23 protein-coding genes are annotated in these 23,519 nt (G+C 69.9%); 13 read left to right on the plus strand and 10 right to left on the minus strand.

Annotated elements, in window-relative coordinates; all coding sequences use genetic code 11:
* Positions 1 to 8: 8 nt before the first annotated feature.
* On the minus strand, positions 9 to 857 hold the full coding sequence (locus AABA78_RS11730; RefSeq protein ID WP_338263051.1) for an imm11 family protein: 849 nt from the start codon (positions 855 to 857) through the stop codon (positions 9 to 11).
* A 181-nt stretch (positions 858 to 1,038) separates the two neighbouring features.
* Here AABA78_RS11730 and AABA78_RS11735 point away from each other — a divergent pair, with 181 nt between their 5' ends.
* Entirely contained in the window at positions 1,039 to 2,202 is a 1,164-nt protein-coding gene (locus AABA78_RS11735) for an ATPase, T2SS/T4P/T4SS family (protein WP_338263052.1), read from the plus strand.
* A gap of 59 nt (positions 2,203 to 2,261) precedes the next feature.
* Here AABA78_RS11735 and AABA78_RS11740 read toward each other — a convergent pair whose 3' ends face one another.
* The 3 genes from AABA78_RS11740 to AABA78_RS11750 all read right to left on the minus strand — a co-directional run bounded on the left by AABA78_RS11740 (position 2,262) and on the right by AABA78_RS11750 (position 5,135).
* The gene (locus tag AABA78_RS11740) at positions 2,262 to 2,681 is read right to left on the minus strand and encodes a hypothetical protein (RefSeq protein WP_338263053.1); all 420 of its coding nucleotides are present in this window, start codon (positions 2,679 to 2,681) and stop codon (positions 2,262 to 2,264) included.
* A gap of 150 nt (positions 2,682 to 2,831) precedes the next feature.
* The gene (locus AABA78_RS11745) at positions 2,832 to 3,665 is read right to left on the minus strand and encodes a class I SAM-dependent methyltransferase (protein ID WP_338263054.1); all 834 of its coding nucleotides are present in this window, start codon (positions 3,663 to 3,665) and stop codon (positions 2,832 to 2,834) included.
* 9 nt (positions 3,666 to 3,674) lie between these two features.
* The gene (locus tag AABA78_RS11750; RefSeq protein WP_338263055.1) at positions 3,675 to 5,135 is read right to left on the minus strand and encodes a GspE/PulE/PilB domain-containing protein; all 1,461 of its coding nucleotides are present in this window, start codon (positions 5,133 to 5,135) and stop codon (positions 3,675 to 3,677) included.
* Positions 5,136 to 5,291: 156 nt separating this feature from the next.
* On the opposite strand from AABA78_RS11750, the gene AABA78_RS11755 reads away from it, so the two are divergent.
* The 9 genes from AABA78_RS11755 (at position 5,292) to AABA78_RS11795 (ending at position 12,730) form a co-directional block, all read left to right on the plus strand.
* Complete coding sequence (locus AABA78_RS11755) at positions 5,292 to 6,317, plus strand: SPFH domain-containing protein (protein WP_338263057.1); 1,026 nt, start codon at positions 5,292 to 5,294, stop codon at positions 6,315 to 6,317.
* A gap of 9 nt (positions 6,318 to 6,326) precedes the next feature.
* Positions 6,327 to 7,256: a diacylglycerol kinase catalytic domain-containing protein gene (locus AABA78_RS11760; protein WP_338263058.1), complete on the plus strand. Its 930-nt coding sequence runs from the start codon at positions 6,327 to 6,329 to the stop codon at positions 7,254 to 7,256.
* Positions 7,257 to 7,672: 416 nt separating this feature from the next.
* Entirely contained in the window at positions 7,673 to 8,095 is a 423-nt protein-coding gene (locus AABA78_RS11765; RefSeq protein ID WP_120551834.1) for a PTS sugar transporter subunit IIA, read from the plus strand.
* A gap of 33 nt (positions 8,096 to 8,128) precedes the next feature.
* On the plus strand, positions 8,129 to 8,614 hold the full coding sequence (locus tag AABA78_RS11770) for a PTS sugar transporter subunit IIB (RefSeq protein WP_171417725.1): 486 nt from the start codon (positions 8,129 to 8,131) through the stop codon (positions 8,612 to 8,614).
* Positions 8,615 to 8,618: 4 nt separating this feature from the next.
* On the plus strand, positions 8,619 to 9,338 hold the full coding sequence (locus AABA78_RS11775; RefSeq protein ID WP_338263059.1) for a PTS sugar transporter subunit IIC: 720 nt from the start codon (positions 8,619 to 8,621) through the stop codon (positions 9,336 to 9,338).
* A complete protein-coding gene (locus tag AABA78_RS11780; protein ID WP_171417723.1) occupies positions 9,335 to 10,141 on the plus strand; it encodes a PTS system mannose/fructose/sorbose family transporter subunit IID in 807 nt (268 codons plus the stop codon). Before AABA78_RS11775 ends, AABA78_RS11780 begins: the two co-directional genes overlap by 4 nt.
* Positions 10,142 to 10,177: 36 nt before the next feature.
* A complete protein-coding gene (locus AABA78_RS11785) occupies positions 10,178 to 10,456 on the plus strand; it encodes an HPr family phosphocarrier protein (RefSeq protein ID WP_171417721.1) in 279 nt (92 codons plus the stop codon).
* Positions 10,457 to 10,500: 44 nt separating this feature from the next.
* The gene (gene ptsP, locus AABA78_RS11790; RefSeq protein ID WP_338263060.1) at positions 10,501 to 12,309 is read left to right on the plus strand and encodes a phosphoenolpyruvate--protein phosphotransferase; all 1,809 of its coding nucleotides are present in this window, start codon (positions 10,501 to 10,503) and stop codon (positions 12,307 to 12,309) included.
* 94 nt (positions 12,310 to 12,403) lie between these two features.
* A complete protein-coding gene (locus tag AABA78_RS11795) occupies positions 12,404 to 12,730 on the plus strand; it encodes a hypothetical protein (protein ID WP_338263061.1) in 327 nt (108 codons plus the stop codon).
* 33 nt (positions 12,731 to 12,763) lie between these two features.
* Here the strand turns inward: AABA78_RS11795 and AABA78_RS11800 are convergent, their stop codons facing one another.
* From AABA78_RS11800 to AABA78_RS11820, 5 genes are all read right to left on the minus strand, one after another.
* Complete coding sequence (locus AABA78_RS11800) at positions 12,764 to 13,300, minus strand: MgtC/SapB family protein (protein WP_171417715.1); 537 nt, start codon at positions 13,298 to 13,300, stop codon at positions 12,764 to 12,766.
* 13 nt (positions 13,301 to 13,313) lie between these two features.
* Complete coding sequence (locus AABA78_RS11805; protein ID WP_338263062.1) at positions 13,314 to 13,919, minus strand: MXAN_6521/LA_1396 family lipoprotein; 606 nt, start codon at positions 13,917 to 13,919, stop codon at positions 13,314 to 13,316.
* A 100-nt stretch (positions 13,920 to 14,019) separates the two neighbouring features.
* Complete coding sequence (locus AABA78_RS11810; protein ID WP_338263064.1) at positions 14,020 to 16,671, minus strand: efflux RND transporter permease subunit; 2,652 nt, start codon at positions 16,669 to 16,671, stop codon at positions 14,020 to 14,022.
* 126 nt (positions 16,672 to 16,797) lie between these two features.
* Positions 16,798 to 18,966 carry a site-specific recombinase gene (locus AABA78_RS11815; RefSeq protein WP_370469453.1) on the minus strand — a complete coding sequence of 723 codons (2,169 nt, stop codon included), beginning with the start codon at positions 18,964 to 18,966 and terminating at the stop codon, positions 16,798 to 16,800.
* 118 nt (positions 18,967 to 19,084) lie between these two features.
* Positions 19,085 to 19,675, minus strand: coding sequence for an ABC transporter substrate-binding protein (locus AABA78_RS11820; protein ID WP_338263594.1), 591 nt, complete (start codon positions 19,673 to 19,675; stop codon positions 19,085 to 19,087).
* 239 nt (positions 19,676 to 19,914) lie between these two features.
* On the opposite strand from AABA78_RS11820, the gene metK reads away from it, so the two are divergent.
* Positions 19,915 to 21,108 (plus strand): methionine adenosyltransferase, encoded by a 1,194-nt coding sequence (gene metK, locus AABA78_RS11825; RefSeq protein ID WP_338263066.1) that lies wholly within the window; start codon positions 19,915 to 19,917, stop codon positions 21,106 to 21,108.
* A gap of 316 nt (positions 21,109 to 21,424) precedes the next feature.
* Entirely contained in the window at positions 21,425 to 21,832 is a 408-nt protein-coding gene (locus AABA78_RS11830; protein WP_338263067.1) for a type II secretion system protein GspG, read from the plus strand.
* A gap of 190 nt (positions 21,833 to 22,022) precedes the next feature.
* Here the strand turns inward: AABA78_RS11830 and AABA78_RS11835 are convergent, their stop codons facing one another.
* A complete protein-coding gene (locus AABA78_RS11835; protein ID WP_338263068.1) occupies positions 22,023 to 22,496 on the minus strand; it encodes a YchJ family protein in 474 nt (157 codons plus the stop codon).
* 126 nt (positions 22,497 to 22,622) lie between these two features.
* Here AABA78_RS11835 and AABA78_RS11840 point away from each other — a divergent pair, with 126 nt between their 5' ends.
* Positions 22,623 to 23,516 (plus strand): undecaprenyl-diphosphate phosphatase, encoded by an 894-nt coding sequence (locus tag AABA78_RS11840; protein ID WP_338263069.1) that lies wholly within the window; start codon positions 22,623 to 22,625, stop codon positions 23,514 to 23,516.
* Positions 23,517 to 23,519: the final 3 nt, after the last annotated feature.

The raw sequence follows: 23,519 nt of genomic DNA on the forward strand, positions 1-23,519 counted from the left end.
GAGCCCGGTCAGTGCCGGGTGTCCGTGACGGGGGTGAAGCGCGCGCCGGTGACACCCTCCTTCTCCAGGGCCTCCTTCACGGCCTCGGAGACGACGAGGGTGACGGGCCAGCCCCAAGGGCGGAACACGCGGGCGCGGCCCACCTGGGTGGGGTCGATTCGCAGGCCGCGGACGGAGCGGTACTGGCCCACGCGCGCGGGGAGGCCGTCGCCGGGGCCGTAGTGGAGGAGCTCCAGGCAGGCGGCTTCGTCCACGCAGCGGATGAGGCGCGTGGCGACGACGAGGAAGTACGGCTCCCGCTGACCCTCGATGTCCACGGGGATGAGCTGCACGTCCTCCGGGGCCAGGCGCGCGAACACGGCGGCGACGCGAGGGTGCACCACGGGGGTGAGGCCGGCGCCGGCGAGGCTGAAGTCCAGCGGGGCGGCCCTCGCCTCGTTGGGGATGTGGAGGGGGCCGGGCGGGTCCACGGGGCGCCCGGCGGTGAACATCCACACGTCGCCCACCACCTTGTCCTCCAGGTCCTGCGGGTCGCCGGGTTCCCAGCGGCCGGGGGCGCGGAAGTCGTCGTGCAGGTCGTAGAAGCGGGTGGTGGTGACGCTGCCGCGGCGAGCCTTCTTCCGGTTGCCGGCGTGCGGGGCGGCCCCGTGCGCGACGATGCGGACGGCCGGGCGGCGGGGACGGCTGGTGCCGTGCTTCGCCTGGGGCGAGGGCTCCTCCGCGACCGACGCACGCGAGCGCCGGGGCGAGGCGGCGGCAGGCTCGGAGCCGCCGGCCGGGCTCTGCCGGTCCGGAGGGCTGCTTTCGGCGGGGCGGTGCCACAGCCGTCGCAGCGCGTTGGTGAGACGCCTGAACATCAAGCGATGTTACCCAAGCGCCCGCTGGAGGGGAGCCCCATCGTGGGGCTTCCTCGCCCGTTCTCAAGGCAGGCCGGCAGCCGTCGCGGTGCGGCGCACGGGGGCCAGGGCTTTTGGGGCCACTAGGAGTGCCGCTCCAGGCGTGGCCCGGCCGCGACGGGCCATGCCATGGTCCGCGCCCATGACGACTCCGAGCCCGAAGTCCGAAGCCCCGTCCACTCCGGACGCTGTGTTCGCCAGCCTGCTCCAGAAGCTGGCGGATGCGGGCCGGAGCGCTCGTGGAGCGGTCGCATCCCCGAAGACGCCCGAGGCCCTGGCGACGGCCCTCTTCGACGTCGCGGGAAGCACGGGCGCGGCGATGTTCTCCGTCTGGGCGGCGGACGACACGGACAGCGCCGCGGACGGCGACGAGGATCCTGAAGGCGTGGATGCAGACGGCAACGAAGCCGGAGCGGCGACGGACGACCGCGTGATCAACGCTGGCATCTCGCTGTTCTTCATCGCGAACGACACGCCGGGCACGGTGGGCTTGCTGGGCGCGGAGCGGGTGCCGGTGCGACAGCCCATGGCGTACGCGCTGTACCAGCCGCTGGGGAAGGCGCTGGCGGCGCACGCGAAGCGGGGCGCGAACACGGTGATGCCGGACCGGGGCACCGTGTCCTTCCCGGCGGGAGCGACGGATCCGGACATCGAGTTCCGGGTGTCGTTCCGCGAAGACGCCCTGGGCACCTGGACCACGGCACTGGCGAGGGACCGGGAGACGCGCCAGGCGTACCCGAGCATCGCTAGCCTTCCGCTCTCCGCCGAAGCGGCGGCGTTCCTCACCAGTCTCTTCAACCGCCTGGACCAGAAGCTGTTCAACGGCCAGTTGGTGCTGCTCACGGGAGCCTCCGGCACGGGCCGCAGCACGACCCTGCGGGCGGTGATGGATGCTCTGCCCGACAACGTGCACGCGCTGGCGGCGGTGGAGGAGCCGAAGGGCGGGCCGGGAGGTGCCATCGGTATCGTGAAGGTGGGCCCGGAGCTGAAGCTGGTGCAGGCGCTGCGGTCATTCCTGCGGCAGGACCCGGACCTCCTCTTCGCGGACGAGGTGCGCACGCTGGAGGACATGCAGATGCTCTGCAACGCGGCGTTCACGGGACACGCCACGGTCAGCGTCCTGGAAGCGAAGACCCCCGAGGAGGGCTACGCGTGGCTGACGGAAGCCATGCCGGGCCTGCCCATTCATGCGCTCATCGTGCACCACACGCGCGACGCGGGTGCCCTCGCGATGACGCTCCACGAGACGAAGCCCCAGGAAGAGAGCAACACACTGCGTGTCGTCCCGTGGACGCCGCCCGGGTGAGGCGGGTTGGGATCGACGCCACGGTGACGAACAGGCGATCGCGGAGTTCTTCGGCGCGGTCAGAAGCGGGCGGTGTTGTAGCGGGGACGACGCGGCGTCATCGCGGGAGGGCGCGCACACCAACGGTCGAGCAGCCACTGGCCTAGCAGAATCACGCAACAGGACCAGGGCACGGCGAATACCGCCAGCGAACCCATGAACATGTGAGACTGCACCAGGTTCAGGACCAGCGGGATGGGCGCGTATGCCAGGATGAAGAACACTGGGGTGATCAGCAGCGCCTTGAAGCCGCGCCAGAAGCATTGAACAAGGCCCAGAAAGAGGCCGGTGACGGTGAAACCCAGCGCCATCCCCAGGGGGAACTGCTTGTTGAACATCAGCATGTAGACCCCCAGGAGCGGGAAGAAGTGGGGGATGCCGAAGAGCCAGATGAAGACAGCGGCAGAACTCCAGCGATGCCAGGACGGGGACGCGGACATGAAGAAACATCATCTTACGGCCTGAAGCCGGACAACCGCAGTCCGCGGACACTGTCTGTGCGGCGCGCCAGTGCGATGGCCGCCACGACATGCGCGGTTGCGAGAGCACCCGCAGGGAACCGTCACTCCTCGTCCGTCCTCGGGAGCTGATCAGCGTTGCCGAATCGCGGTCAGCTGACGCATCCCCCAGCGCAATGGAACGCTGCCATCCGAGCGTCGCAGCGGCTCCACGGCCTGGAGGAACGCGGCCTGAAGAGACGCCTGGGCCGCCGGAGACAGGCGGTCCGCGTCATACGTCGTGAGCAGTGACTCCCAGACCTCACCGGGCGAACCATCCCCCTGCACGGAGAGGCTCCGCACCGTGACGTCCGCGAAGCCCTCGGCGAAGAGGGTTCGCAGCCCTTCAACGGAGCGGACACGCGCGTCGCCCAGCTTCGCGGGAGGAACCGCCTCCGCGCTCAGCAGGGGCTTCATGAGCCCGGCGAACACCTCCAGCGCCTGGCCCGGCACCATGTCTCCCCCCACGACGATGGACACCCGTCCGCCCAGCTTCAGCACGCGTCGCAGCTCCGCGAGCACGGTCTCCACGTCATCCATCAGCATGAGCGCCAGGTGGCTCAGCACCACGTCGACGCTGGCATCCCCGAGCGGAAGCGACTGCGCCCGCCCTTGAATCAGCGTCGCCGCGCCATTCAACCGAGCCCGTGCCGCATCAAGCTCATGCGCGCTCATGTCCAGCCCCAGCAGCGCCAGCCCCGGCTGTTGCCTCTGAGCAAGCAGCTCCAAGAGGTGTCCATCCCCGCAGGCCAGGTCGAGCACCACCAACGCACGCTCATCCCGAGGCACCACCGCCTCCAGCAGCGCATAGCTCGAAGGCGCCGTTGCTCCCTCCACCTCCACCGGAGCGGAGGCGAACCACCGCGAAGTCACCCCCGCGAGGCGCGCATGGAAGTCGAGCAGGTAGGACTCGGAAGGGGAGGGCATGGGCACCTTTCAGCGCCGGGGCTTCTTCTGCCCCGCGTTCGTGGCCTCGGCGGTGAGGGCCAGCACGGAGTACAGGTTCATCGTGTAGACGCTGTTCTCCGGCTCCAGGTCGGAGGCCTTCTGGAAGAAGGCACTGGCGCGCTCGTAGTCGCGCTGGTGGTTCAGGAGGATCATCCCCATGCGGTTGTAGAGCGGCGCGGGCTTCGGCAGCAGCCCGATGCTGCGCTCCAGCAGGTCCAGCGCCTCCGCCAGCTTCCCCGCCTGCTCCAGCCGCACGACGCGCTGGAGCACCTCTTCCTGCGCGTCCTCTTTCCGGGGCGCTGACGCCGACGGCACGGCGGGAGGCTTCGCCGTCAACGCCGCACCCAACGTCACGGCCGGCATCGGCGGCGACCGCGCACCCGCCGGGGCCGCCGCCACCTTCGCGGACGGCGGCGACCTCTGCTCACCGCGCCCGAACACGGGCGTGCCATCCCCCGAGAACGACGTCTCCCCCGCAGCCGACGCCTTCGGCCGCACGAACGCGGGCACGCCATCCCCCGTGAACGACGCATCCACCGAGGCCAGCGTGCCCACCAGCTTCGTCACGCCGCGCTCGGACAGCGACTCGAACACCGCGCGCAGCTCCAGCTCCGTCACCTGGGTGATCAGCGCCATGTCCGACAGCGCAGTGCGCCCGTCCACGAACGACAGCACGTAAGCCTCGAACGGGCTCAGCGGCTGGTTCACCAGGTCCAGCCCCGCGACGATGACCGGCCGCACCGGCGGACCCTTCGTCTTCGCCGCGGCCTGCGCCTGGAACGACACCACCCGCGTCGCCTCCTCACGCGGCGGCCGGGGCACGCCGCGCGCTCCCGTCTGCTCGGGCTTCGTGAGCAGCGCGCGCACCAGCGACACGTTGTCCTGGGGCGGCAGGTCCTCCACGCTGCGCACCAGCAGCAGCTCACAGCGCGCGCACTGGAAGTCCCCCGGCTTGCAGGACGCACCACAGTGCGGACACACCAGGTCCTCCGGCGGGTGCTCGAAGGCGTTCGCGTCCGCGTAGTAGTGCTTGCGGATGGCCGCGCGGATGGACCTTCGCACCGCCACGAACGGCAGCACCTGCGCCACGCCCACCGTCTTCGCGATCTCCTCCAGCGCCCGCTGCCGCTGCGGCTCGGAGATGGCCACGTACAGCACGTCCTGCGCCAGCCGCAGCGGCATGAAGTCGAAGCCCTCCGCCAGCCGCACCGGCACGCGCTCCAGCAGGCCCGCGTCCACCTTCGCCTGCGCCAGCTTCTCCGTGGACACGAAGCGCGTCTTCAGCTCTTGCGCGAGCAGCCGCAGCACCGGCGTCTCGTCCACGCCCAGCCGCACCAGGCACTCGCCCAGCTTCAGCCCCGTCTCCTGCTGCCGCGCGAGCGCCCGGGACAACAGCTCCGGCGTCAGCACTCCATCCAGGACCAACTGCTCCCCGAGCTTGCGCGTCATGCCCCCGATTCAAGGACGCCCGGGCCCACCCCGTCCACCGGCATCCACACCTCCTACACCGCTTTCACCCATTCTCCATTGCGAACGTGTATTGATGACACTAAGATGGTGTCGAAGTTACACAAACATGACGTAGCAGGTGAGGGGGATGCGCGGATGTTCTTCGGGTACATGAAGTCAACGCCGACCACGTACGTGATGCAGTACCGGGACGGCGAGGTGGTCCGCGAAGGTGCGGGCCTGTCGTTCCTCTACTGGAAGCCGGCGACGACGCTGGTGGCGGTGCCGCTGTCGAGCGCGGACGTCCCGTTCGCCTTCAACGAGGTCACCCGGGACTTCCAACCGGTGACGGTGCAGGGACAGCTGACGTACCGGGTGGACGACCCGCGCAAGCTCGCGGGGCTGCTGGACTACTCCATCACGCCGTCGGGGCGGCACCGCTCGGAGGACCCGGAGAAGCTCGCGGACCGGCTGGTGCAGGCCGCGCAGGTGCGCGCCCGCGCGGTGGTGCAGTCCCTGAGCCTGCGCGAGGTGCTGGTCCAGTCCGACATGCTGGAGGCCCGCGTGCTGGCGGCGCTGGCGGAGGCCGAGTCCGTGAAGGCGCTGGGCGTGCACGTGATGGCCTTCTCCGTGCTCTCCATCGCCCCCACGCCGGAGATGGCGCGCGCCCTGGAGGCCGCCGCGCGCGAGGGGCTCCAGCGCGAAGCGGACGAGGCCATCTACGCCCGCCGCAACGCGGCCGTGGAGCAGGAGCGGCGCATCAAGGAGAGCGAGCTGGCCACGGAACTGGTGGTGGAGGAGCGCCAGCGCCAGATTCGCGAGGCGAAGATGGCCGCGGACATCTCCGTGGAAGAGCAGCGCGCCGCCCTCATGGAGCGCTGGGTCCAGAACGAGCGCCAGTCCGCGGACGCGCGCGCGTACACCCTGGAGAAGACGCTGGAGCCGGTGCGGAACATGGACTGGAAGACGCTGCTGGCCACGTCCGCCAACGGCGGCGACCCTGCACTGAACATCGCCCTGGCCTTCCGCGAGATGGGCGAGAACGCGGAGCGCATCGGCGAGCTCAACGTGTCTCCGGACCTGCTGCGCTCGCTGCTGCCGTCGAACGCCGCTCCGCCGAACCCCAAGCCCAACAAGCCCGGCCGCGCGGACGTCCACCCCTTCAACCCCCAGGACCGCTGAAGGCCCGCCATGAACACCCCGTTCGAGAAGGTGGTCCTCGTCACGCGCAAGACGCGGCTGGCGGACCTGGTGGTGCGCTTCAACACGAAGAAGCAGGCGAAGTTCTACGTGGAGCGCAACAACCAGGACTTCAACGCCTTCGAGGCCGAGGACGACACCTACCGCCGCGCGGTGGACGGCCTGCGCTCGCAGCTGGACGTGGGGCTGCCGGTGCAGCAGGTGGACCGCTCGCTCGTGCCCACCTTCCTCTTCACCGGCAAGGAGATTGTCGTGGCGGTGGGACAGGACGGCCTCGTCGCCAACGTGGCCAAGTACGTGGGCAGCCAGCCGCTCGTGGGCGTCAACCCGGACCCCGCGCGCTTCGACGGCGTGCTGTTGCCCTTCCTCCCTCGCGACGCCCGGAGCGCGGTGCTGCGGACGTTGGAGGGCCGCGCGAACGTGCGCCAGGTGCAGCTGGCGGAGGCGCGGCTCCAGGACGGCCAGCGGCTGCTCGCCTTCAACGACCTGTTCATCGGCGCGCGCACGCACGTGTCCGCCCGCTACGAGGTCCGCTACGGCGGCCGCGAGGAGTCGCAGTCCTCCAGCGGCGTGCTCGTGTCCACCGGCGCGGGCTCCAGCGGGTGGCTGTCGTCCGTGTTCGCGCTCGCGCGAGGCCTCACCCGATGTACGGGCGGCACGCCCGGGAAGCCCTGGACGCTCGGCTGGGAGGACGCGCGGCTCGCCTTCGTCGTGCGCGAGCCCTTCGTCAGCCGCCACTCGGGCGCGGACATCGTCGGTGGCTTCGTCACCGCGCAAGAAGAACTGGTGCTCGAATCCCGCATGCCCCAGGGCGGCGTCATCTTCAGCGACGGCATGGAGGAGGACTTCCTCACCTTCGGCGCTGGCGCCACCGCGCGCATCCGGCCGGCCGAGCAGAGGGCTCGCCTGGTCGTCCACTGAGACACCGCACCCGATGCGACAGGTCCCAGGATTCCGGTGGGCCCCGAGTACCATTGGACCTCGCGGGCCCTCCCGGGATTTCCGGGTGATACGGCCGCTTCCGTGCGACGGCCCGGCCGCCTTCCTACCCACCGAGCGGGGATGGAGGTCTCATCCCGGAGGGCACGCATCGCGCGGGGGCGCCGTGCATCTCTACAGCGTGGGGAGACCGCGCCCGGTTCCCCGTCCGGCAGACGACACCGTGTCCCTTCCCCGGACCTGAAATTCCAGGCATGGTGGGCGCAGTCGCCTTACCTTCGAAGCGGAGTCGTTGGGGAAGCAGTCCCAGGTGCAGGCGGAAAACTTCGCCGGAGTTGCGTCCGGTCGTTGATGGGCGTAGGACGCAAATCTCCCGGGAAGTTGCTCAGGGGTGATCAATGGTCGGCCTCGTCATCGCATCGCACGGGCGTCTCGCGGATGAGCTTGTCTCAACCGCTGAACAGATCGTGGGCAAGCTGCCCGCCGTGGCCACCTGCAACATCGAGCCGGGGGCGCCCGTTGAGGACCTCCGCGCCAAGATGAAGCAGGCGGTGAAGACCGTGGATGAAGGGGACGGCGTCATCATCATGGCCGACCTCTTCGGAGGTACCCCCTGCAAGGAATCGCTGATGATGTGTCAGCGGATGAATCTGGAGGTCCTGGCCGGCGTCAATCTGCCCATGCTGCTGAAGGCCAACTCGCTCCGTTCGGAGCAGATGGCCCTGTCGGACATGGCCAACCAGCTGGCGTCGTACGGCCAGCGCAACATCACCTGTGCATCCGCCCTGCTTCGCGAGGCCCAGCAGCAGCCGCGAACTTGACGGACCCGTACGGGTCGGCGATTCGAGACTGCCGTGATCACCCTGGTCCGCGTCGACAACCGCCTCATCCATGGTCAGGTGGTCGAAGCCTGGCTGCCCCACCTCAAGGTGTCCCGTGTGGTGGTGGCGGACGATGAGGCGGCCTCCAGTCCCCTCATCCGTGCCGCCATGGCGCTCGCCGTGCAGAGCGCCATCGAGGTGCAGATCCTCCCCCTCGCCCAGGTGGACTTCGCCGCCCTGTCCAAGGACGGCGTGCGCACCCTCGTCCTCTTGAGGGACGTCGCCTCCGTGCCGTTCGCCTTCCAGCACGGGCTGGTGATGGACCAGCTCAACCTGGGCAACGTGCACTTCGGCACCGGCCGGCGGCAGGTGTCGCCGTCCGTCTTCCTGGCGGAGGGCGAGCTGCAGGCCCTCCAGCAGCTGTCCGCGCAGGGCGTGCGCGTGGAGGCGCGCGCCGTGCCCGCGGAGAAGTCCGTGGACCTGCCGGACCTGACCGAGCGCTGGTCGAAGGCCGGGTGAGCCGGTGAACGTCGGCTGGACCCAGGTGGCGCTCGCGTGTCTCTGGGGGGGCCTGGTGGCCGTGGAGCGCAAGGCGTTCCTCCAGGCCATGCTGTCCCGGCCCCTGGTGGCGGCCACGTTCATGGGCGCCCTGCTGGGTGACGTGGGCGGGGGCCTGTCCGTCGGCATGCTGCTGGAGCTGTTCTACCTGGGCACCGCCAACCTGGGCGCCTCCCTGCCGGAGAACGACACCGTCGCGGCCACCGGCACCGCCGCCGCCGCCGCCACCCTCACCGCCGCCACCGGCGCGGGCTCCACGCCGGCCATCTGGTCGCTGGCCGTGCTGCTCTTCATCGGCCTGGGGCGGGTGGGGCGCCGGATGGACCGGCTGCTGGAGGGGTACTCCGCCCGGCTCGCGCGCGTGGCGCTGGCGTCCGCGGAGGCCGGCAACCTCACGCGCGCCATGCGCCAGAACCTGTGGGGCATGTGGCCGCACTTCGTGTGCTACGGCGCCATCACCGGCGCGTGCGCGCTGGCCGGCTACTTCCTGGAGCCGGTGATGGTGGCGCTGCCGCACGGGCTGGTGCGGGGCCTTGCCTGGGCGTACCCCGCCATGGCGTCCGTGGCGGCGGCCATCGCCGCGCAGTCCAGCCACGCGAAGCGCGCGCCCCTGTACGCGGGGCTCGCCGCGGCGGCCGTCACCGCGGCGGTGGTGCTGGTGCAGTTGCAGGAGCAGCGGCCATGAGCGTGCAGCCGACGCCTGTCCCCGCGGCCGCGCCCGCCTTCACGCCGCCCGCGCGGCTGTCGCGCGGCACGGTGCTGCGCGTGTTCCTGCGCTCGCTCTTCCTCCAGGCGTCGTGGAACCCCAAGGGCATGCAGAACCTGGGGCTCGCGTACGCCGTGTACCCCGCGCTGGAGCGGCTGTACCCGCCGGGCCCGCAGCGCGAGGCGGCGGTGCGCCGGCACCTGGTCTTCTTCAACACGCACCCGTACGTGGCCGCGGCCATCGTCGGCGGCGTGGTGAACCACGAGCAGAAGATCGCCCGGGGGGAGGAGACGCCGGACCGGGTGGTGGGCTTCAAGGCGGCGCTGATGGGGCCGCTCGCGGCGCTGGGGGACGGGTTCTTCTGGCTGTCGCTGAAGCCCGCGGTGGGCGGCCTGTGCGCCGCGATGGTGCCCCTCCTGGGCGTCTGGGCGGTGGTGCTCTTCCTGGTGCTCTACAACCTGGTGCACCTGCTGTTGCGCATCCGGCTGTACTGGCTGGGCCTGAGCCTGGGAGACCGGCTGGTGGAGGCCGTGGCGCGGGTGAACCTTCCCGCCAAGGGCGCGCGCTTGAGGGGCGTGGCGGCGGCGAGCGCGGGAGGGCTGGCCGCGTGGCTGGCGGTGAGCTTCGGGGCGACGGCGGGCGGGACGTGGGCGCCGTTCCTGGCGGTGGGGTGCCTGGCGGTGGGCGTGTTGGCGTACGTGCTGGTCCACCGGCGCGTCCCCACCTACGTGGTCCTCTACGTCGCGGCGGGATTGGCCTGCGCGGCGGGCGCCTTTCTGTGAGTACGAACACCTTCTCAGCGAAGCAGGAGTCGCACGATGGCGAGTGAAGCCGAGGGAACCTTCGAGATCATCAACGCGCTGGGGCTGCACGCCCGGGCCGCGGCGCAGATGGTCAAGGTGGCCAACCGCTTCAAGAGCGAGGTCTCCATCCAGGCCTCCGGGCAGCGCGCCAACGCCAAGTCCATCATGGGCGTGCTGATGCTCGCGGCGGCCCAGGGCACCCAGGTGAAGCTCACCTGCAAGGGCGAGGACGCCGAGGCCTGCCTGTCCGAATTGAAAAAGCTCATCGAGGACCGGTTTGGCGAAGCGCAGTGAGCGTCGAAAGGGGAGGTAGACTCCCCTAGAGGTCAGGAAAAACCGTGAGCAGCCAGGCCACCCCTACACTCAGGTTGACGGGCATCGGCGCCTCCCCGGGCGTGGCGGTGGGCCACGCCTTCATCCTGGACAGGAAGCGCATCCGCACCCCCAAGCTGCGCCTGGCGGACGCGGAGGTGGAACCCGAGCGGATGCGGATGAAGACCGCCATTGATTTGTCCGACCGCCAGCTCGCGGAGCTGAAGGACCAGATCACCCGCACGGAAGGCAGCGACCACGCCCTCATCCTGGAGGCGCACCGGCTGATGCTCCACGACCCCATGCTCGTGGACGAGGTCAACCGCCTCATCGTGGAGGACCGCATCAACGCGGAGTGGGCGGTGCGCCGCACGGCCCGGAAGATAAAGCACCTCTTCGACAACATCCCGGACGAGTACTTCCGCGAGCGCCGCTCGGACGTGGACTACGTCGCGGACCGCATCATCCGCAACCTGATGGGCCAGGTGGTGGACGAGGACGTGGAGGTGCCGGCGGAGGCCATCGTCGTCGCGCATGACCTGCCGCCCGCGGACGCCGCGATGATGGCGCGCAGCGGCCGCGTGGCGGGCTTCGTCACCGACCTGGGCGGGCAGACCAGCCACACCGCCATCGTCGCCCGCGCGCGGGAGACGCCCGCGGTGGTGGGCGCGGGGCGCGCGAGCGAGCAGATTTCGCCGGGCGACCTCGTGGCCATGGACGGCACGCGCGGCGTGGTGCTGGTGAACCCCACGGAGGACCAGCTGGCGCTCTTCCGCGAGGAGCAGCGCCGCTACCTGGAGAGCGAGCAGCTGGCGCTGGCCACGAAGGACCAGCCCGCGGTGAGCACGGACGGCTTCCGCATCCGGCTCAACGGCAACATGGAGTTCCTGGAGGAGATCCCCTCGCTCCTGGCGCACGGCGCGGAGGGCATCGGCCTGTACCGCACGGAGTTCATGTTCCTGGACCGCAAGACGGCGCCCACGGAGGAGGAGCACTACCGCGCCTACAAGCAGGTGCTGGAGGCCATGGGCGGCCGGCCCGTCACCATCCGCACGCTGGACCTGGGCGGCGACAAGGTGCCGGGCAAGACGAAGCACGAGAAGGAGCCCAACCCGGCCATGGGCCTCAGGGCCATCCGCTACTGCCTGTCCAACCGGGAGCTGTTCCGCGTCCAGCTGCGCGCCCTCTTGCGCGCGAGCGTGCACGGCAACCTGCGCCTCATGTTCCCGCTCATCTGCGGCGTCAGCGAGCTGCGCGAGGCGCGCAGCGAGCTGGAGGCGTGCCGCACGGCGCTGGGACGCGCGGGGGTGCCGGTGGGCAAGCGCTTCCCGGTGGGCATCATGGTGGAGACGCCCAGCGCGGCGACCATCGCGGACCGGCTGGCGCAGGAGGCGGACTTCTTCTCCATCGGGACGAACGACCTCATCCAGTACTCGCTCGCCATCGACCGCCAGAACCGGGAGGTCGCGTACCTCTACCGGCCGCTGCACCTGTCGGTGCTGCGCATGCTCCAGGGCATCGTGGACGCGGCGAAGAGCGCCAACATCCCCGTCTCCATGTGCGGCGAGATGGCGGGCGACCCGCTCTTCACCCTGGTGCTCCTGGCGCTGGGCTTCGACGAGCTGTCCATGACGTCCGGGCAGATTCCGGTGGTGAAGCGACTGATGCGCCGGGTGAGCCGCTCCGAGGCGGTGGAGATGCTCCAGGGCGCCATGGAGCTGACCACCGCGGAGGAGATCGAACGCTTCGTGCGCACGGAGATGGACCGGCGCTTCAGCGGCCAGGAAGGCTCGCTGCTGTCGCCGATGCACGACCCGGAACCGGAGCCCGTGTAGGCCCCGCTCCCCCCGCTGAATGCGGCGGGGAGGGGGTCGCCGTTTCCAGGCGGAGTGCACACTTTGGCCGGACACGGATGCAGGAGGCAGCGGCGTGTTCAAGCCAACGGACATTCAGCGGGGCATGACGGTGCGGGACCGGGACGGCGAAGCGCTCGGCGGCATCGTCGCGGTGGACCCGCGCGGCTTCACCATCGGCAAGGGGCGCATCTTCGAACGGGAGTACCCCGTGCGCTTCTCCGACGTCGCGGACCTGGACGGGGATGACGTCTACCTGCGCCGGGACCTGGCCAGCCTCCCGGGCGCCACGCTGGCCGCGGGCGCGCTGGACCTGGAGGACGACAAGTGCCACCCGGGCGCGGCGCAGCGGCCGGTGGCCTACACGCACGACCTGACGGGCGCGCTGGTGCCCATGGAGTAGTGGCGGCTGGCGGGCGCACGCACGCGCCGCGCCTCACTCGGGACGGGACTCCTCTTCACCGGAGGGGGGCCCGTCCTCGCTGTTTCCGCCGCCGGAGCGCTCCCGGGGGTGTCCGCCGTGGCGCTCCCTGTCGGGCGTCAGCAGGCGGGAGACGGGGCGCAGCACCACCAGCGACAGCAGGGCCAGGGCCACGGTGGCGCTGGCGGCCACGTAGAGGCCCAGGCCACACGCCAGGCCCACCGCCGCCGTCACCCAGAGGTTGGCCGCGGTGGTGAGCCCCTTCACGGCGCCCCCGTGGCGCAGGATGACGCCCGCGCCCAGGAAGCCGATGCCCACGACAATCTGGCTGGCGATGCGGCTGATGTCCGTCTGCGTGCCGCTGGGGTTCGCGCCCGCCCGGAGCAGCTCCTCCGTGTACACGCTGGAGAGCGTGAAGCAGCACGCCCCCAGCGCCACCAGCGTGTGCGTGCGCAGCCCCGCGGCCTGGTTGCGCGCCTCGCGCTCCACGCCCAGCACGCCTCCCAGGAACGTGGCCAGCACCAGGCGCCAGATGATGACTTGAGGATCCACTCGGGGCGCGACGCTACTCGCCCAGTTCGATCTTCTCGTCCTTGTCCGCCTCGTTCAGTTCGGGATTGGGCAGCGTGTCCAGCGTGGCCACCAGCAGCTTGTAGGACGGCACCACGTAGGGCTCCACGTCCGGGCCCAGCTCCTTCACGTACTGCTCCTTGCGCTCCACGTACTTCTTGTCCTCGGAGTCCCAGCTGCCGCCGGCCTCCGCGGCCCACACCTCCTGGCCGTCCCGGCAGCGCAAGAGCTGCGCCTTCAGCGCCACCTCCGCGCCGTCACCCACGCGCTTCACCGTCGGGTCCAGCCAGAGCACGCCCTCGATGCCCTCCACGCACTGGTCCTTGAAGGTCGGGTCCGTGGGGCGCTCGGGCAGGGACGTGTTGGCCTTCACCAGGTAGTCCCGGTTCTGGTTGAGCCACTGCCGCGCGATGAGGCTCCACAGGTCGCCCACGTACTGCTGTCCCTGGGGGAACGGCTGCGTCACCACCGCCAGCCGCTTCACCTGCAGCCGGTCCACCGTGGCGTAGTCGTCGCGCAGCCGCTGGCTCTTCACCGTGCTCGCGCAGCCCGTGAGCACCATCAGTCCCAGCACCGCGCCCACCCGCTTGAACGTCCCCATGGCTTGAAGCTCCCGAAGAAAAAGAGCGGCCCCGCGCTTCCCTTGGGGGAAGGCGGGGCCGTGAGGTCCAGCGCGGATACTAAGCGCTTCTTTCGCGTTGTCAGGCGGCGCGTGTGGAGGACGAATCCCCGCCCGGGGCGGAACCGCCCTCTTGCGAACGTCCCGCGTCCTTCTGCCGCTTGTCGTGCATCAGCTGCATCACCGCCGCCAGCACCGTGAAGGACACCAGCAGCGTGGTGATGAGGCCGATGCAGGCCACGAGGCCCATGGAGCGCAGGCCGTTGTGGCTGGCCACCAGCAGCGCCGCGAAGCCCGCCACCGCCGTCAGCGTGGAGGACGCCACCGCCGCGCCCACGCTGCGCAGCGCCACCAGCGGGGACGTGCCCTCCAGGAAGCGGTGCAGCAGGTACAGGCCGTGGCTCACGCCGAAGCCCAGGAGGATGGGTAGGATGATGATGTTCATGAAGTTCAGGCGCAGGTCGAACAGCGCCATGAAGCCCATCATCATCGCCAGGCCCACCGTCAGCGGAATCACGGACGCCAGCGCCAGCTTCGCGTTGCGGAAGTCCGCGAAGTGCATCACCAGGATCCAGAGCGCGGTGAGGATGACCGTGAGCTTCGCGTCCTTGAGCACCATGCGCGCCAGCGACGCGTACAGCTGCGTGGCGCCCGCGGCGCGGAACTCCTTCTCCACCGGCGCGCCCGTGGGGCCGCCCGGCGTGAACTTGCCCGGCGTCACCATGCCCTTGATGGAGCTGGTCTGGTCCGCGAACTGGAGCATCTGCTTGCCGTCCCACAGGTCCACGCTCGGGTAGATGAACGTGAGGTAGCCGTGGTTCTCCGGGCTCGTCGTGGGCAGGTGGCGGAACTGCGAGGCATAGATTTCCGGCACGTGGTGCACGTCGAAGGGCCGGGCCTCCAGCATCTTGAAGAACAGGGCCGCCTTCTCCTGCGTCTCCGGCGGCAGCGCCTTCACGTCGATCTCCTTCAGCTCCTCCTGCCACTCCTCCAGGATCTTCGCGTTCGCCTGCGCGATGCCCTCCGGCGGCACGAAGGTGAAGAGGCTCATCACCTGGGAGATGGCGGGGCGCTTCTTCGGGTCGGTCGTCAGCTCCTTGTAGAGGGCCTCCGTCTCCGCCAGGTCCTTGGTGTAGACGGCGAGCGGGTCGCTGGCGATCTTGAAGCGCGCGTTGATTTCATCCTGCAGCACCACGGACGGCTGGTTCGCCGGCATCAGCGCGCGGGTGTTGTAGTTGAAGCGCACGCCGTAGGGCAGCCGCGCGAAGAAGCCCGCGTCCGCCGGGGGCTCGCCGCTCTTCCACGGGATGGCCGCGCCGCACACCACCGCGACGATGACGCAGCCCACCGCCAGCACCAGGCCGGGACGGGGGATGCGCAGCTCCTTGCCGGTCGCGTTGACGGCGGGCGGCGGCTTCATCACGCCGATGAGCTTCTGCGGCAGCTCCGGGTTGCGGCGGCCGGCCAGCGCCAGCAGCGCGGGGCACCAGGAGAACAGCGTGAAGCCCAGCATCAGCGTGCCGGTGCCGGCCAGGAAGCCGAACTGGGAGAAGCCTTTGAACTCGCTCACCATCAGCACGTAGAACGAACCGGCCACCACCACCGCGGACACCAGCGCCGGACGGCCCGCGTTGATGACCGCGTCGCGGATGGCCACGTCGTAGCGCTTGCCCGCGCCCAGCTCCAGGCGCGTGCGGAAGATGAAGTGGATGCCGTAGTCGATGCCGAACCCCATCAGGATGCCGCCCAGGATGGAGGTGATCATGTTGAGCTCACCCAGCGTCGCGTAGGTGAAGCCCAGCGTGTACAGCGTGCCCGCCACCGTGCCGCTCACCACGATGAGCGTGGGCGCCCACTTGCGGAAGAACGCGATGGTGATGGCGAAGATGGCGACGAGCGCGATGATGGTGACCGGCTGGAGCGAGTCCTCGATGGCGTACGAGTCGTCCACCGCCGTCTTGTAGGAGCCCGTGAAGCCGTAGGCGACCGTCTTCTTGTCGCCCATCTTGTAGTAGTCCTCCACCAGCTGCACGCCCGCGGCGTTGCTCTTGGAGTACTCGGCCAGGTCCCCGCGCAGCTTGTCCACGTACTGCTTCGTCTGGCCAATCTGGTTGGTGTCCCACATCGGCTTGATGAGGAGCAGCAGCAGCTTGCGGTCCTGGGAGATGTAGTAGTCGTCCGCGATGCTCTTGTTGCCAACGCTGGAGTACTTGTCGACCAGGTCCTGCAGGTCCAGCTTCACCGGCTCCGTCTTCTTGATTTCGATGTAGAAGGGGTTCGCGCGGCGGATCTGATCCTTGAGGAACGCCATGATGCGGCGCTTGCCCTCGGCCAGGTCCTCCGTCTTCACGAACAGCACCATGTTGTTCTGAACGAACTCGACGGGGATCTTGTAGGTCAGGGAGCGCGCGTGCTCCTTGTCCTTGCCCACCATCACGGCCAGGTCGTCCGCGACCTTCTTGAGCGTGGCCTCGTCATCGCCGCGCAGCGCGACCATGAAGAAGCCGCTGCCGCCCACCATGTCGATGACGCGCTTGACGTCCTTCACCTCCTGCAGGTCCTGGGAGATGAGGTCCAGCTGGTTGGAGTTGATGGTCAGCTTCGACGTGCCCCACACCGCCACGCCGAGCAACAGCAGCAGCACGGTCATGACGGTGCCGGGGCGCCGGACCAGCATCTCCGCGTAGGCGAGGGCGAGACGGGGCGGGGGATGGGACGAGGGATTGCCGCTCATGGGCGCGGGACCCTATCGCCGAACGTCCCCGCCCGGAAGCAAAGCCAGGGATGCCTGTCCGCCCCTCCTCCGCGCGGGACAGGGCTCCCCACTGCGTGGGAATAACCCCCCGGTGCCGGTGTCCCGTCAGGCCCCGGGAGGCCCGGCCAGGGGGACGACCCGTGCCTCCGTCCCCAGGGGCACGGGCTCGTCACGGGGTGGGACGAGGAAGGGGATGGGGTTGCGCAGGAAGCGCAGGGCCACGGCCCCCAGGAAGCGCAGGCCCTCGCGCACCGGGACGTCGCGGGCGCGCAGGGCCACGCCCAGGGCCAGCGCGAAGGACACGCCGAAGTTGAGGACGCCCACCACCAGCACGCCCGCCACGGCCGCCAGGAAGCCCGGCTCCATCACGGCGGAGGGCCCCAGCGCGCACCCGGCGAAGGCCAGCGCGCCGAAGGAGAAGGTGACGTGCCGCACGTCCAGCGGGAGGCCGAAGAAGCCGCCCACGCCCGGCATCACCGCCAGCAGCACGCCCAGGGTGACGCCGCCGCCCACGCCCGCCGCGTGGTGCATCAGCGCGTCCGCGACCTTGCGCGCGCCCGTCACGCCCAGCAGCGCGCGCAGCACGCGGTGGTGGGCGAGCGCCTCCGGCAGGCGGCGGTAGACGATGAAGTTCTCGAACCAGCCGGCGGCCAGGCTGGAGGCCCAGAGCAGCACGCCGGTGAGGGCGGCGTAGAGGAGCGTCGCGCTCTTCCAGGGGTGCAGCGTCTCCACCACGTGCTGCGCCTGCTGGGCGGTCAGGTACGCATGGCCCTTGAGGAACTGGAACCCCAGCCCCAGCGCCACCGCGACGGGCAGGACGCAGCCCAGGTTGCCCAGGATGGCCGCCAGCTGCGAGCGGGTGATGCGCGGCACCAGCGCCGCCAGGCGCTCCATGCGCCGGGTGCCTCCGTCCAGACCCGCGTCCTCGCCCACCGCGGCCGCCAGCGTGGAGGCCGTCATGGACGGCTGCTTGGTGGCCAGCGTGAGGCCCAGCATCTGCATCACCACGAAGCCGCCCGCGTAGTTGAGCGCGACGAAGAGGCCCGCGAAGAAGGGGGCCAGCGGCAACCCGGTGAGGAGGAACTTCAGCGCCACGGCGAACGCGGCGACGAAGCCGCCGCCCGCCGCCGAGTGCACCATGTGGTGGAACTCACCCTGCGTGGACGTGATGTAGTGCTCGCCCGTGTTGCCGGTGCGCTCGATGATTTTACGGGCCATCAGCCGCGCGTTGCGCCGGACCAGCGCGCGCACGGAGCGGTCCGCGTGCGCGTGCTCCAGCAGGTCCGACAGCAGCGCCAGCGCCTCGCGCCACCGGGGCTCGCCGCGCGGCGCGACCAGCACCCGTGCGATGGCCTCCATCCGGTCCAGGCCGTGCCGGATGCGCTCCAGCCGGTACACCAGGTCCACGCTGACGCCGGACTCCTCCAGGTGACGCGTGACGGTGCCCACCACGCCCCGGCAGTCCTCCACCACGCGGGCCAGGTCCGCCAGCGCCTCCTGCGCTCCGTCGCGCGCCAGCACCGCGTCGCACACCAGCCGCAGCCGCAGGAAGGGGGACGCGCGGAAGGACATCTCCGGGGTGCGGTCGCGCACGTCCTCCGCCAGCCCCAGCCCCGCCACCTGCACGCCCAGCAGCAGCAGCGCGTCCATCAGGTCCCCGCGCACACGCGAGGACGGGGTGGGGTCCGGTGGGGGCGGCTCGCCCACCAGCGCCGTCAGCCGCGCCAGCAGCGCAGGCGACAGCGCGCCCAGCCACTTCGCGTCCTGCGGCACCGGGAACAGGCGCAGGAGCAGCTCCGACAGCTTGCCCGGCTCCGGCGGCGCGGGCAGCACGCCGCGCACGAAGCGGTCCGTCAGCTCGGAGAAGAAGCCGTTGCCCGCGCTCAGGCCCACCTGGGCGAAGAGCTTCAGCCCCCGGCTGCCCGCGCACACCCCCGACACCAGTCGGGTGACGGACGCGCGGAAGGGGGGCTCGCCCTCCAGCACGCGCACCAGCAGCGCCAGCCGGGAGTTCGCGGGGGACAGCGCGCCGTCGTCCGCGTCCGTGAGGCCATGGGCGGGGATGCGGTCGCGCATCCAGTGGATCCACTGCTCCACCCACGCCAGGCGCGGCTCCAGGCCGTCACCGGGGACCTCCAGCAGCAGCCGGAGCAGGTCCCGGACCGCGGGGTGCCCGGGGGCCCGGGGCGCGTACTGCACACAGAACGCGTCCATCTCACGGTCGGACGGCGCGCCGCGGAGCAGAAGCCGTGGGGCGGGGGTCGAAACACTCATTCGCCAGGCGCTCCAGGGGAGGGGAACGCCCAAGCCTACCCGGCCCGCGCCTCCCCAGGAACCCATGGGGAGGACGAGGGCCTGGTTGTCTGGCTGCTTGGGAGCGGGGGCAGCTGGATTACTTCAGCTTCACCGTACCCAGCTCATCGTTCTTCTTGCGCATGGCGCCGAGCAGGCCGTCCCAGCCGCCTTCCTTGAAGAGGGGGCGGACCTGATCATCGCGGATGCCGGTGAGCATGGAATCGCCCAGCACGGACACGTCCACGACCTTCCAGCCGCTGCCCACCTTCTCCACGGCGTACTTGAGCTTCATCTCCTGCTTCTTCAGCGGGTGGTTGATGAAGATGGTGGAGCCCACGAGCGCCTTGTCGCCCGTCACCTGGGGCTCGTCGTAGGTGATGGAGTCCAGGTTCTTGAAGTTCTCGCGGACCTTGGGGAAGGCGATCTTCGCGAAGAGGTTCTGGAAGAGCTGGGTGAATTCCTTGCGCTGGGCGTCCGTGGCCTTGGTCCACTCGTCGCCGAGCAGGAAGAGGCCCTGCTGGTCGCTGCCCAGGTTCTCCAGGGCCTTGAGGTCCTTCTCGTAGCGCACGGACTGCACCACGGTCTTCACCGGCTTGGTGATGGCTTCCGAGGCCTTGGGCGCGGCGAGCGCGGGCACGGCGAAGGTGAGGGCAACCAGGAAGGGAAGGGTGCGAATGCGAGCGTTCACGTTCATATGGGTCGGTGACCTCCAGAAGAAGGGCGCGGGTCCTGTAGCCCAGGGGAACGCCCCGCGGACCATTAAATTCATCCGGCGGGCAGGCGCACCCGCCGCGTCGGGTCCGCCCGGCCGACAGGCGCTTTGCCCGAATAAACCCGGGCCGCTGCAGGTTTGACTCTGCTGGGACCGCACGTTTAGTGTCCGCCCCCTGCGCTGCGTCACCGAATTAGCGCGAAGCCCGAGACGACATGCCTACCGACTTCCTGTTCACGTCTGAATCCGTCACCGAGGGCCACCCGGACAAGATCGCCGACCAGATCTCCGACGGTGTGCTCGATGCCATCATCGCCAAGGATCCGCAGGCGCGCGTCGCCGTGGAGACGCTCGTCAAGACGGGCCTCGCCATCGTCGCGGGTGAGGTGACGACGAACACCTACGTGGACATCCCGAAGATCGTCCGCTCCACCATCACGCGCATCGGCTACACCGATAGCTCCATGGGCTACGACGGCAACACCTGCGGCGTCATGGTGGCCATCGAGGGCCAGAGCCAGGACATCGCGCGCGGCGTGGACAACAAGAAGGACCAGGGCGCCGGCGACCAGGGCATGATGTTCGGCTTCGCGTGCGACGAGACGCCGGAGCTGATGCCCGCGCCCATCCACTACGCGCACGCGCTGACCCGCCGCCTGGCGGAGGTGCGCCGCAAGAACCACCCGTGGATCCGCCCGGACGGCAAGAGCCAGGTCACGGTGGAGTACAAGGACGGCAAGCCGGTCCGCATCGACGCGGTGGTGCTGTCCACGCAGCACTCGGATGACGTCTCCAACAAGAAGATCCAGGAGGCCATCCGCGAGGACGTCATCCTGAAGGTCCTGCCGAAGAAGCTCATCGACAACAAGACCAAGTTCTTCATCAACCCCACGGGCCGCTTCGTCATCGGCGGCCCCATGGGCGACTCGGGCCTCACCGGCCGCAAGATCATCGTCGACACCTACGGCGGCATGGGCCGTCACGGCGGCGGCGCGTTCAGCGGCAAGGACCCGTCCAAGGTGGACCGCTCGGCCGCGTACATGGGCCGCTACATCGCGAAGAACGTCGTGGCGGCGGGCCTGGCCAGCCGTTGCGAGGTGCAGGTCTCCTACGCCATCGGCGTGGCGGAGCCCGTCAGCGTGATGGTGGAGACCTTCGGCACGTCCACCGTGCCGGAAGAGCAGATTGCCCGCGCCGTGCGCCAGACGTTCGGCCTGCGTCCGCGTGAAATCACGGAGCACCTGGACCTGCTGCGGCCCATCTACCAGAAGACCGCCGCGTACGGTCACTTCGGCCGCTCGGACAAGGAGTTCACCTGGGAGCGCACGGACAAGAAGGACGCGCTCCGCGAGGCGGCCTCCTCCGCCGCCCCCGCCAAGACGCGCACGCCGCGCCTGAAGGCGGTCTGACGCACCACCGGAAGCACTTCGGTTGAGCCCACGCGCTCGTCCCCTCCCGGGGGCGAGCGCGTTTTCATTGGCCGGGCATGCAGGCGGGCTGAAGGCGCCCCCTCTGCCTGCTGCGCGCGGTGACACGACACGCTGGCGCGTCCCACGCGACGCTTCGGCCAGAAAGACAGACATGGCCTCCCGGCGCGGCGCGCGGTGAAGGCGGAGTGAAGCGGGCCTGCTGATTGCAATCGCTGTCATCCCGGAAGGCAGAGGGGCCTTCCGTGAGGGACACGCCGACAACGGCCTGGGCCGTCGGTGTGCCGGAAAGACAGACATGGACAAGAAGAAGCGCCGTCAGCGCGGCATGACGCTGATTGAGATCATGGTCGTCATCACCATCCTGGGCCTCATCGCCGCCGCCGTGGGCGTGTCGGTGATGGGGCAGTTCGGCCAGGCGAAGCGGCAGCGGGTGACGCTGGACTTCGGCTCGCTGGGCCAGGGCCTCCAGCTGTACGCGATGAAGAAGGGAAAGCTGCCGGACACCACGGCAGGGCTGCGCGCATTGGTGGAGGAGCGCGTCCTCAACGAACTGCCGCGCGACCCCTGGGGCAATGACTACGTGTACACGCTGGACCGGGGTGTGCCGGCCATCGTGTCGCTGGGCGCGGATGGCGCGCCGGGCGGCGACGGCGATGACCAGGACCTCTCGTCACTCGACCGGGACGCGCGGTCCAAGGGGTGACGGGAGGAAAAAAGGGTGCTGCCCGAGTGGAGAAGCCACGATTGGGTGGCGTTTCAGGCCAAGGCGGATTCGAACCGCGGGCTCCCGTGAAGGAGCCCTACCAGAGCGTGTAGGGCCTCTCCGGCCGGGCAGCACTCCCAGGGACGCAGGCGCCGCGAAAATCCTGACGGGGGATTTTCGCGGGCCTTTTTCAGTCCGTGGGGAAGGTGTCGAGCGTGAGGGTCTCCGGAGGGACCTTCAGCTCGCGCGGCAGCTTGAGGACGCCGTCCAGGTAGCGCCAGCCGGTGCCGTCGTGGCGGAAGTCCGAGCGCTCCACGAAGGACTGGTCCTTCCCCTTCTCGAACACCCTGGCGAAGAAGAGGACGCGGGAGAGCCCCGTCGCGTCCGGGGGCTGGTGGCCCAGCACCACCAGCCCCGGGTACTGGTGGGCCTGCGCGAAGGCGCGCAGCTCGCGCACGACGTCCGCTTCCGGACGGGCCCGCATCGGGTGGTCGGGGTGGAGCGTCTTCCACAGGTAGGCGGCTTCACGCTGGGCGAAGGCGCTGTAGCGGCTGCGCATGAGGCGCTCGGCGTCAGGGGCTTCCGCCTCGCCTTTGTGGAAGGGGGCGCAGCACTGCTTGTAGCGCTGGCCGGAGGAGCAGGGACACAGGGGGGCGGGGGGCATGGCGGGGCCCAGCCTACCCGGGTTGCCGGGGCGGACGGTCGGGTGGCGGACCCGGGCCCCGGGGTGGGGAACCTTCGCGCTTGCGGGGCAGGGGGGCAGGGCATATCCCTGGCGGCCACGCCCCCTATGAGCCTGCTCGAAGCCATCGTCCTGGGTCTGGTCCAGGGTCTCACGGAGTTCTTGCCCATCAGCTCCACCGCGCACCTGCGCATCGCGCCGGAGCTGTTCGGCTGGCCCGACCCGGGCGCCGCGTACTCGGCCATCATCCAACTGGGCACGGTGGCCGCGGTGCTCATCTACTTCCGCAAGGACATCGTCGCGCTGGTGAAGGCGTTCGTCCTGGGGCTGGTGAAGCGCGACCCGTTCGGCACGCTGGAGGCGCGGCTCGCGTGGTTCGTGGGCGTGGGCACGCTGCCCATCGGCATCTGCGGGCTGGCGTTCAAGAAGGTCATCGAGACGCAGTTCCGGTCGCTGTACGTCATCGCGTTCAGCCTCATCGTGCTGGCCATCGTGCTGTTCGTCGTGGAGAAGCGCGCGTCGCACCAGCGCACCGTGGCGGACATGACGTGGAAGGACGGCATCGTCATTGGCCTGTGGCAGGCGCTGGCGCTGGTGCCGGGCTCGTCGCGCTCCGGCACGACGCTCACGGGCGGCCTGTCGCTGGGGCTCAAGCGCGAGGACGCGGCGCGCTACTCGTTCCTCTTGTCCATCCCGGCGACGACGCTGGCGGGCATCTTCGAGTTGAAGCACCTCCTGGAGGCCACGCAGCGTCCTTCCACGGTGGCGCTGGTGGTGGGGACGCTGGTGGCCTTCCTGTCGGGCATGGCCGCCATCGCGTGGCTGTTGAGCTTCCTGAAGCGCCGCACCACGCTGGTGTTCGTGGTGTACCGCATCGCGCTGGGGCTGGTGCTGCTGGGGCTGTTGCAGGCGAGCATCCTCAAGCCGATGTCCGGCGTGGAGAACCTGTCCACGCCCGACGCCCCGACGAAGCCGCCGGTGGAGAAGCAGGTCACGGATTGAGGA

This window comes from Corallococcus caeni, assembly GCF_036245865.1.
In the GTDB taxonomy this organism is placed as follows: Bacteria; Myxococcota; Myxococcia; order Myxococcales; family Myxococcaceae; genus Corallococcus; species Corallococcus caeni.

What these genes read in the sequence shown, in the direction of transcription:
- AABA78_RS11840 (WP_338263069.1), top strand. Translation starts at nt 22,623, where the DNA reads ATGAGCCTGCTCGAAGCCATCGTCCTGGGTCTGGTCCAGGGTCTCACG.
- AABA78_RS11745 (WP_338263054.1), bottom strand. Translation starts at nt 3,665, where the DNA reads ATGCCCTCCCCTTCCGAGTCCTACCTGCTCGACTTCCATGCGCGCCTC.
- AABA78_RS11830 (WP_338263067.1), top strand. Translation starts at nt 21,425, where the DNA reads ATGGACAAGAAGAAGCGCCGTCAGCGCGGCATGACGCTGATTGAGATC.
- AABA78_RS11765 (WP_120551834.1), top strand. Translation starts at nt 7,673, where the DNA reads ATGGTCGGCCTCGTCATCGCATCGCACGGGCGTCTCGCGGATGAGCTT.
- AABA78_RS11815 (WP_370469453.1), bottom strand. Translation starts at nt 18,966, where the DNA reads ATGAGTGTTTCGACCCCCGCCCCACGGCTTCTGCTCCGCGGCGCGCCG.
- AABA78_RS11805 (WP_338263062.1), bottom strand. Translation starts at nt 13,919, where the DNA reads ATGGGGACGTTCAAGCGGGTGGGCGCGGTGCTGGGACTGATGGTGCTC.
- AABA78_RS11735 (WP_338263052.1), top strand. Translation starts at nt 1,039, where the DNA reads ATGACGACTCCGAGCCCGAAGTCCGAAGCCCCGTCCACTCCGGACGCT.
- AABA78_RS11740 (WP_338263053.1), bottom strand. Translation starts at nt 2,681, where the DNA reads ATGTCCGCGTCCCCGTCCTGGCATCGCTGGAGTTCTGCCGCTGTCTTC.
- AABA78_RS11780 (WP_171417723.1), top strand. Translation starts at nt 9,335, where the DNA reads ATGAGCGTGCAGCCGACGCCTGTCCCCGCGGCCGCGCCCGCCTTCACG.
- AABA78_RS11755 (WP_338263057.1), top strand. Translation starts at nt 5,292, where the DNA reads ATGTTCTTCGGGTACATGAAGTCAACGCCGACCACGTACGTGATGCAG.
- AABA78_RS11760 (WP_338263058.1), top strand. Translation starts at nt 6,327, where the DNA reads ATGAACACCCCGTTCGAGAAGGTGGTCCTCGTCACGCGCAAGACGCGG.
- AABA78_RS11810 (WP_338263064.1), bottom strand. Translation starts at nt 16,671, where the DNA reads ATGAGCGGCAATCCCTCGTCCCATCCCCCGCCCCGTCTCGCCCTCGCC.
- AABA78_RS11835 (WP_338263068.1), bottom strand. Translation starts at nt 22,496, where the DNA reads ATGCCCCCCGCCCCCCTGTGTCCCTGCTCCTCCGGCCAGCGCTACAAG.
- metK (WP_338263066.1), top strand. Translation starts at nt 19,915, where the DNA reads ATGCCTACCGACTTCCTGTTCACGTCTGAATCCGTCACCGAGGGCCAC.
- AABA78_RS11785 (WP_171417721.1), top strand. Translation starts at nt 10,178, where the DNA reads ATGGCGAGTGAAGCCGAGGGAACCTTCGAGATCATCAACGCGCTGGGG.
- AABA78_RS11730 (WP_338263051.1), bottom strand. Translation starts at nt 857, where the DNA reads ATGTTCAGGCGTCTCACCAACGCGCTGCGACGGCTGTGGCACCGCCCC.
- AABA78_RS11750 (WP_338263055.1), bottom strand. Translation starts at nt 5,135, where the DNA reads ATGACGCGCAAGCTCGGGGAGCAGTTGGTCCTGGATGGAGTGCTGACG.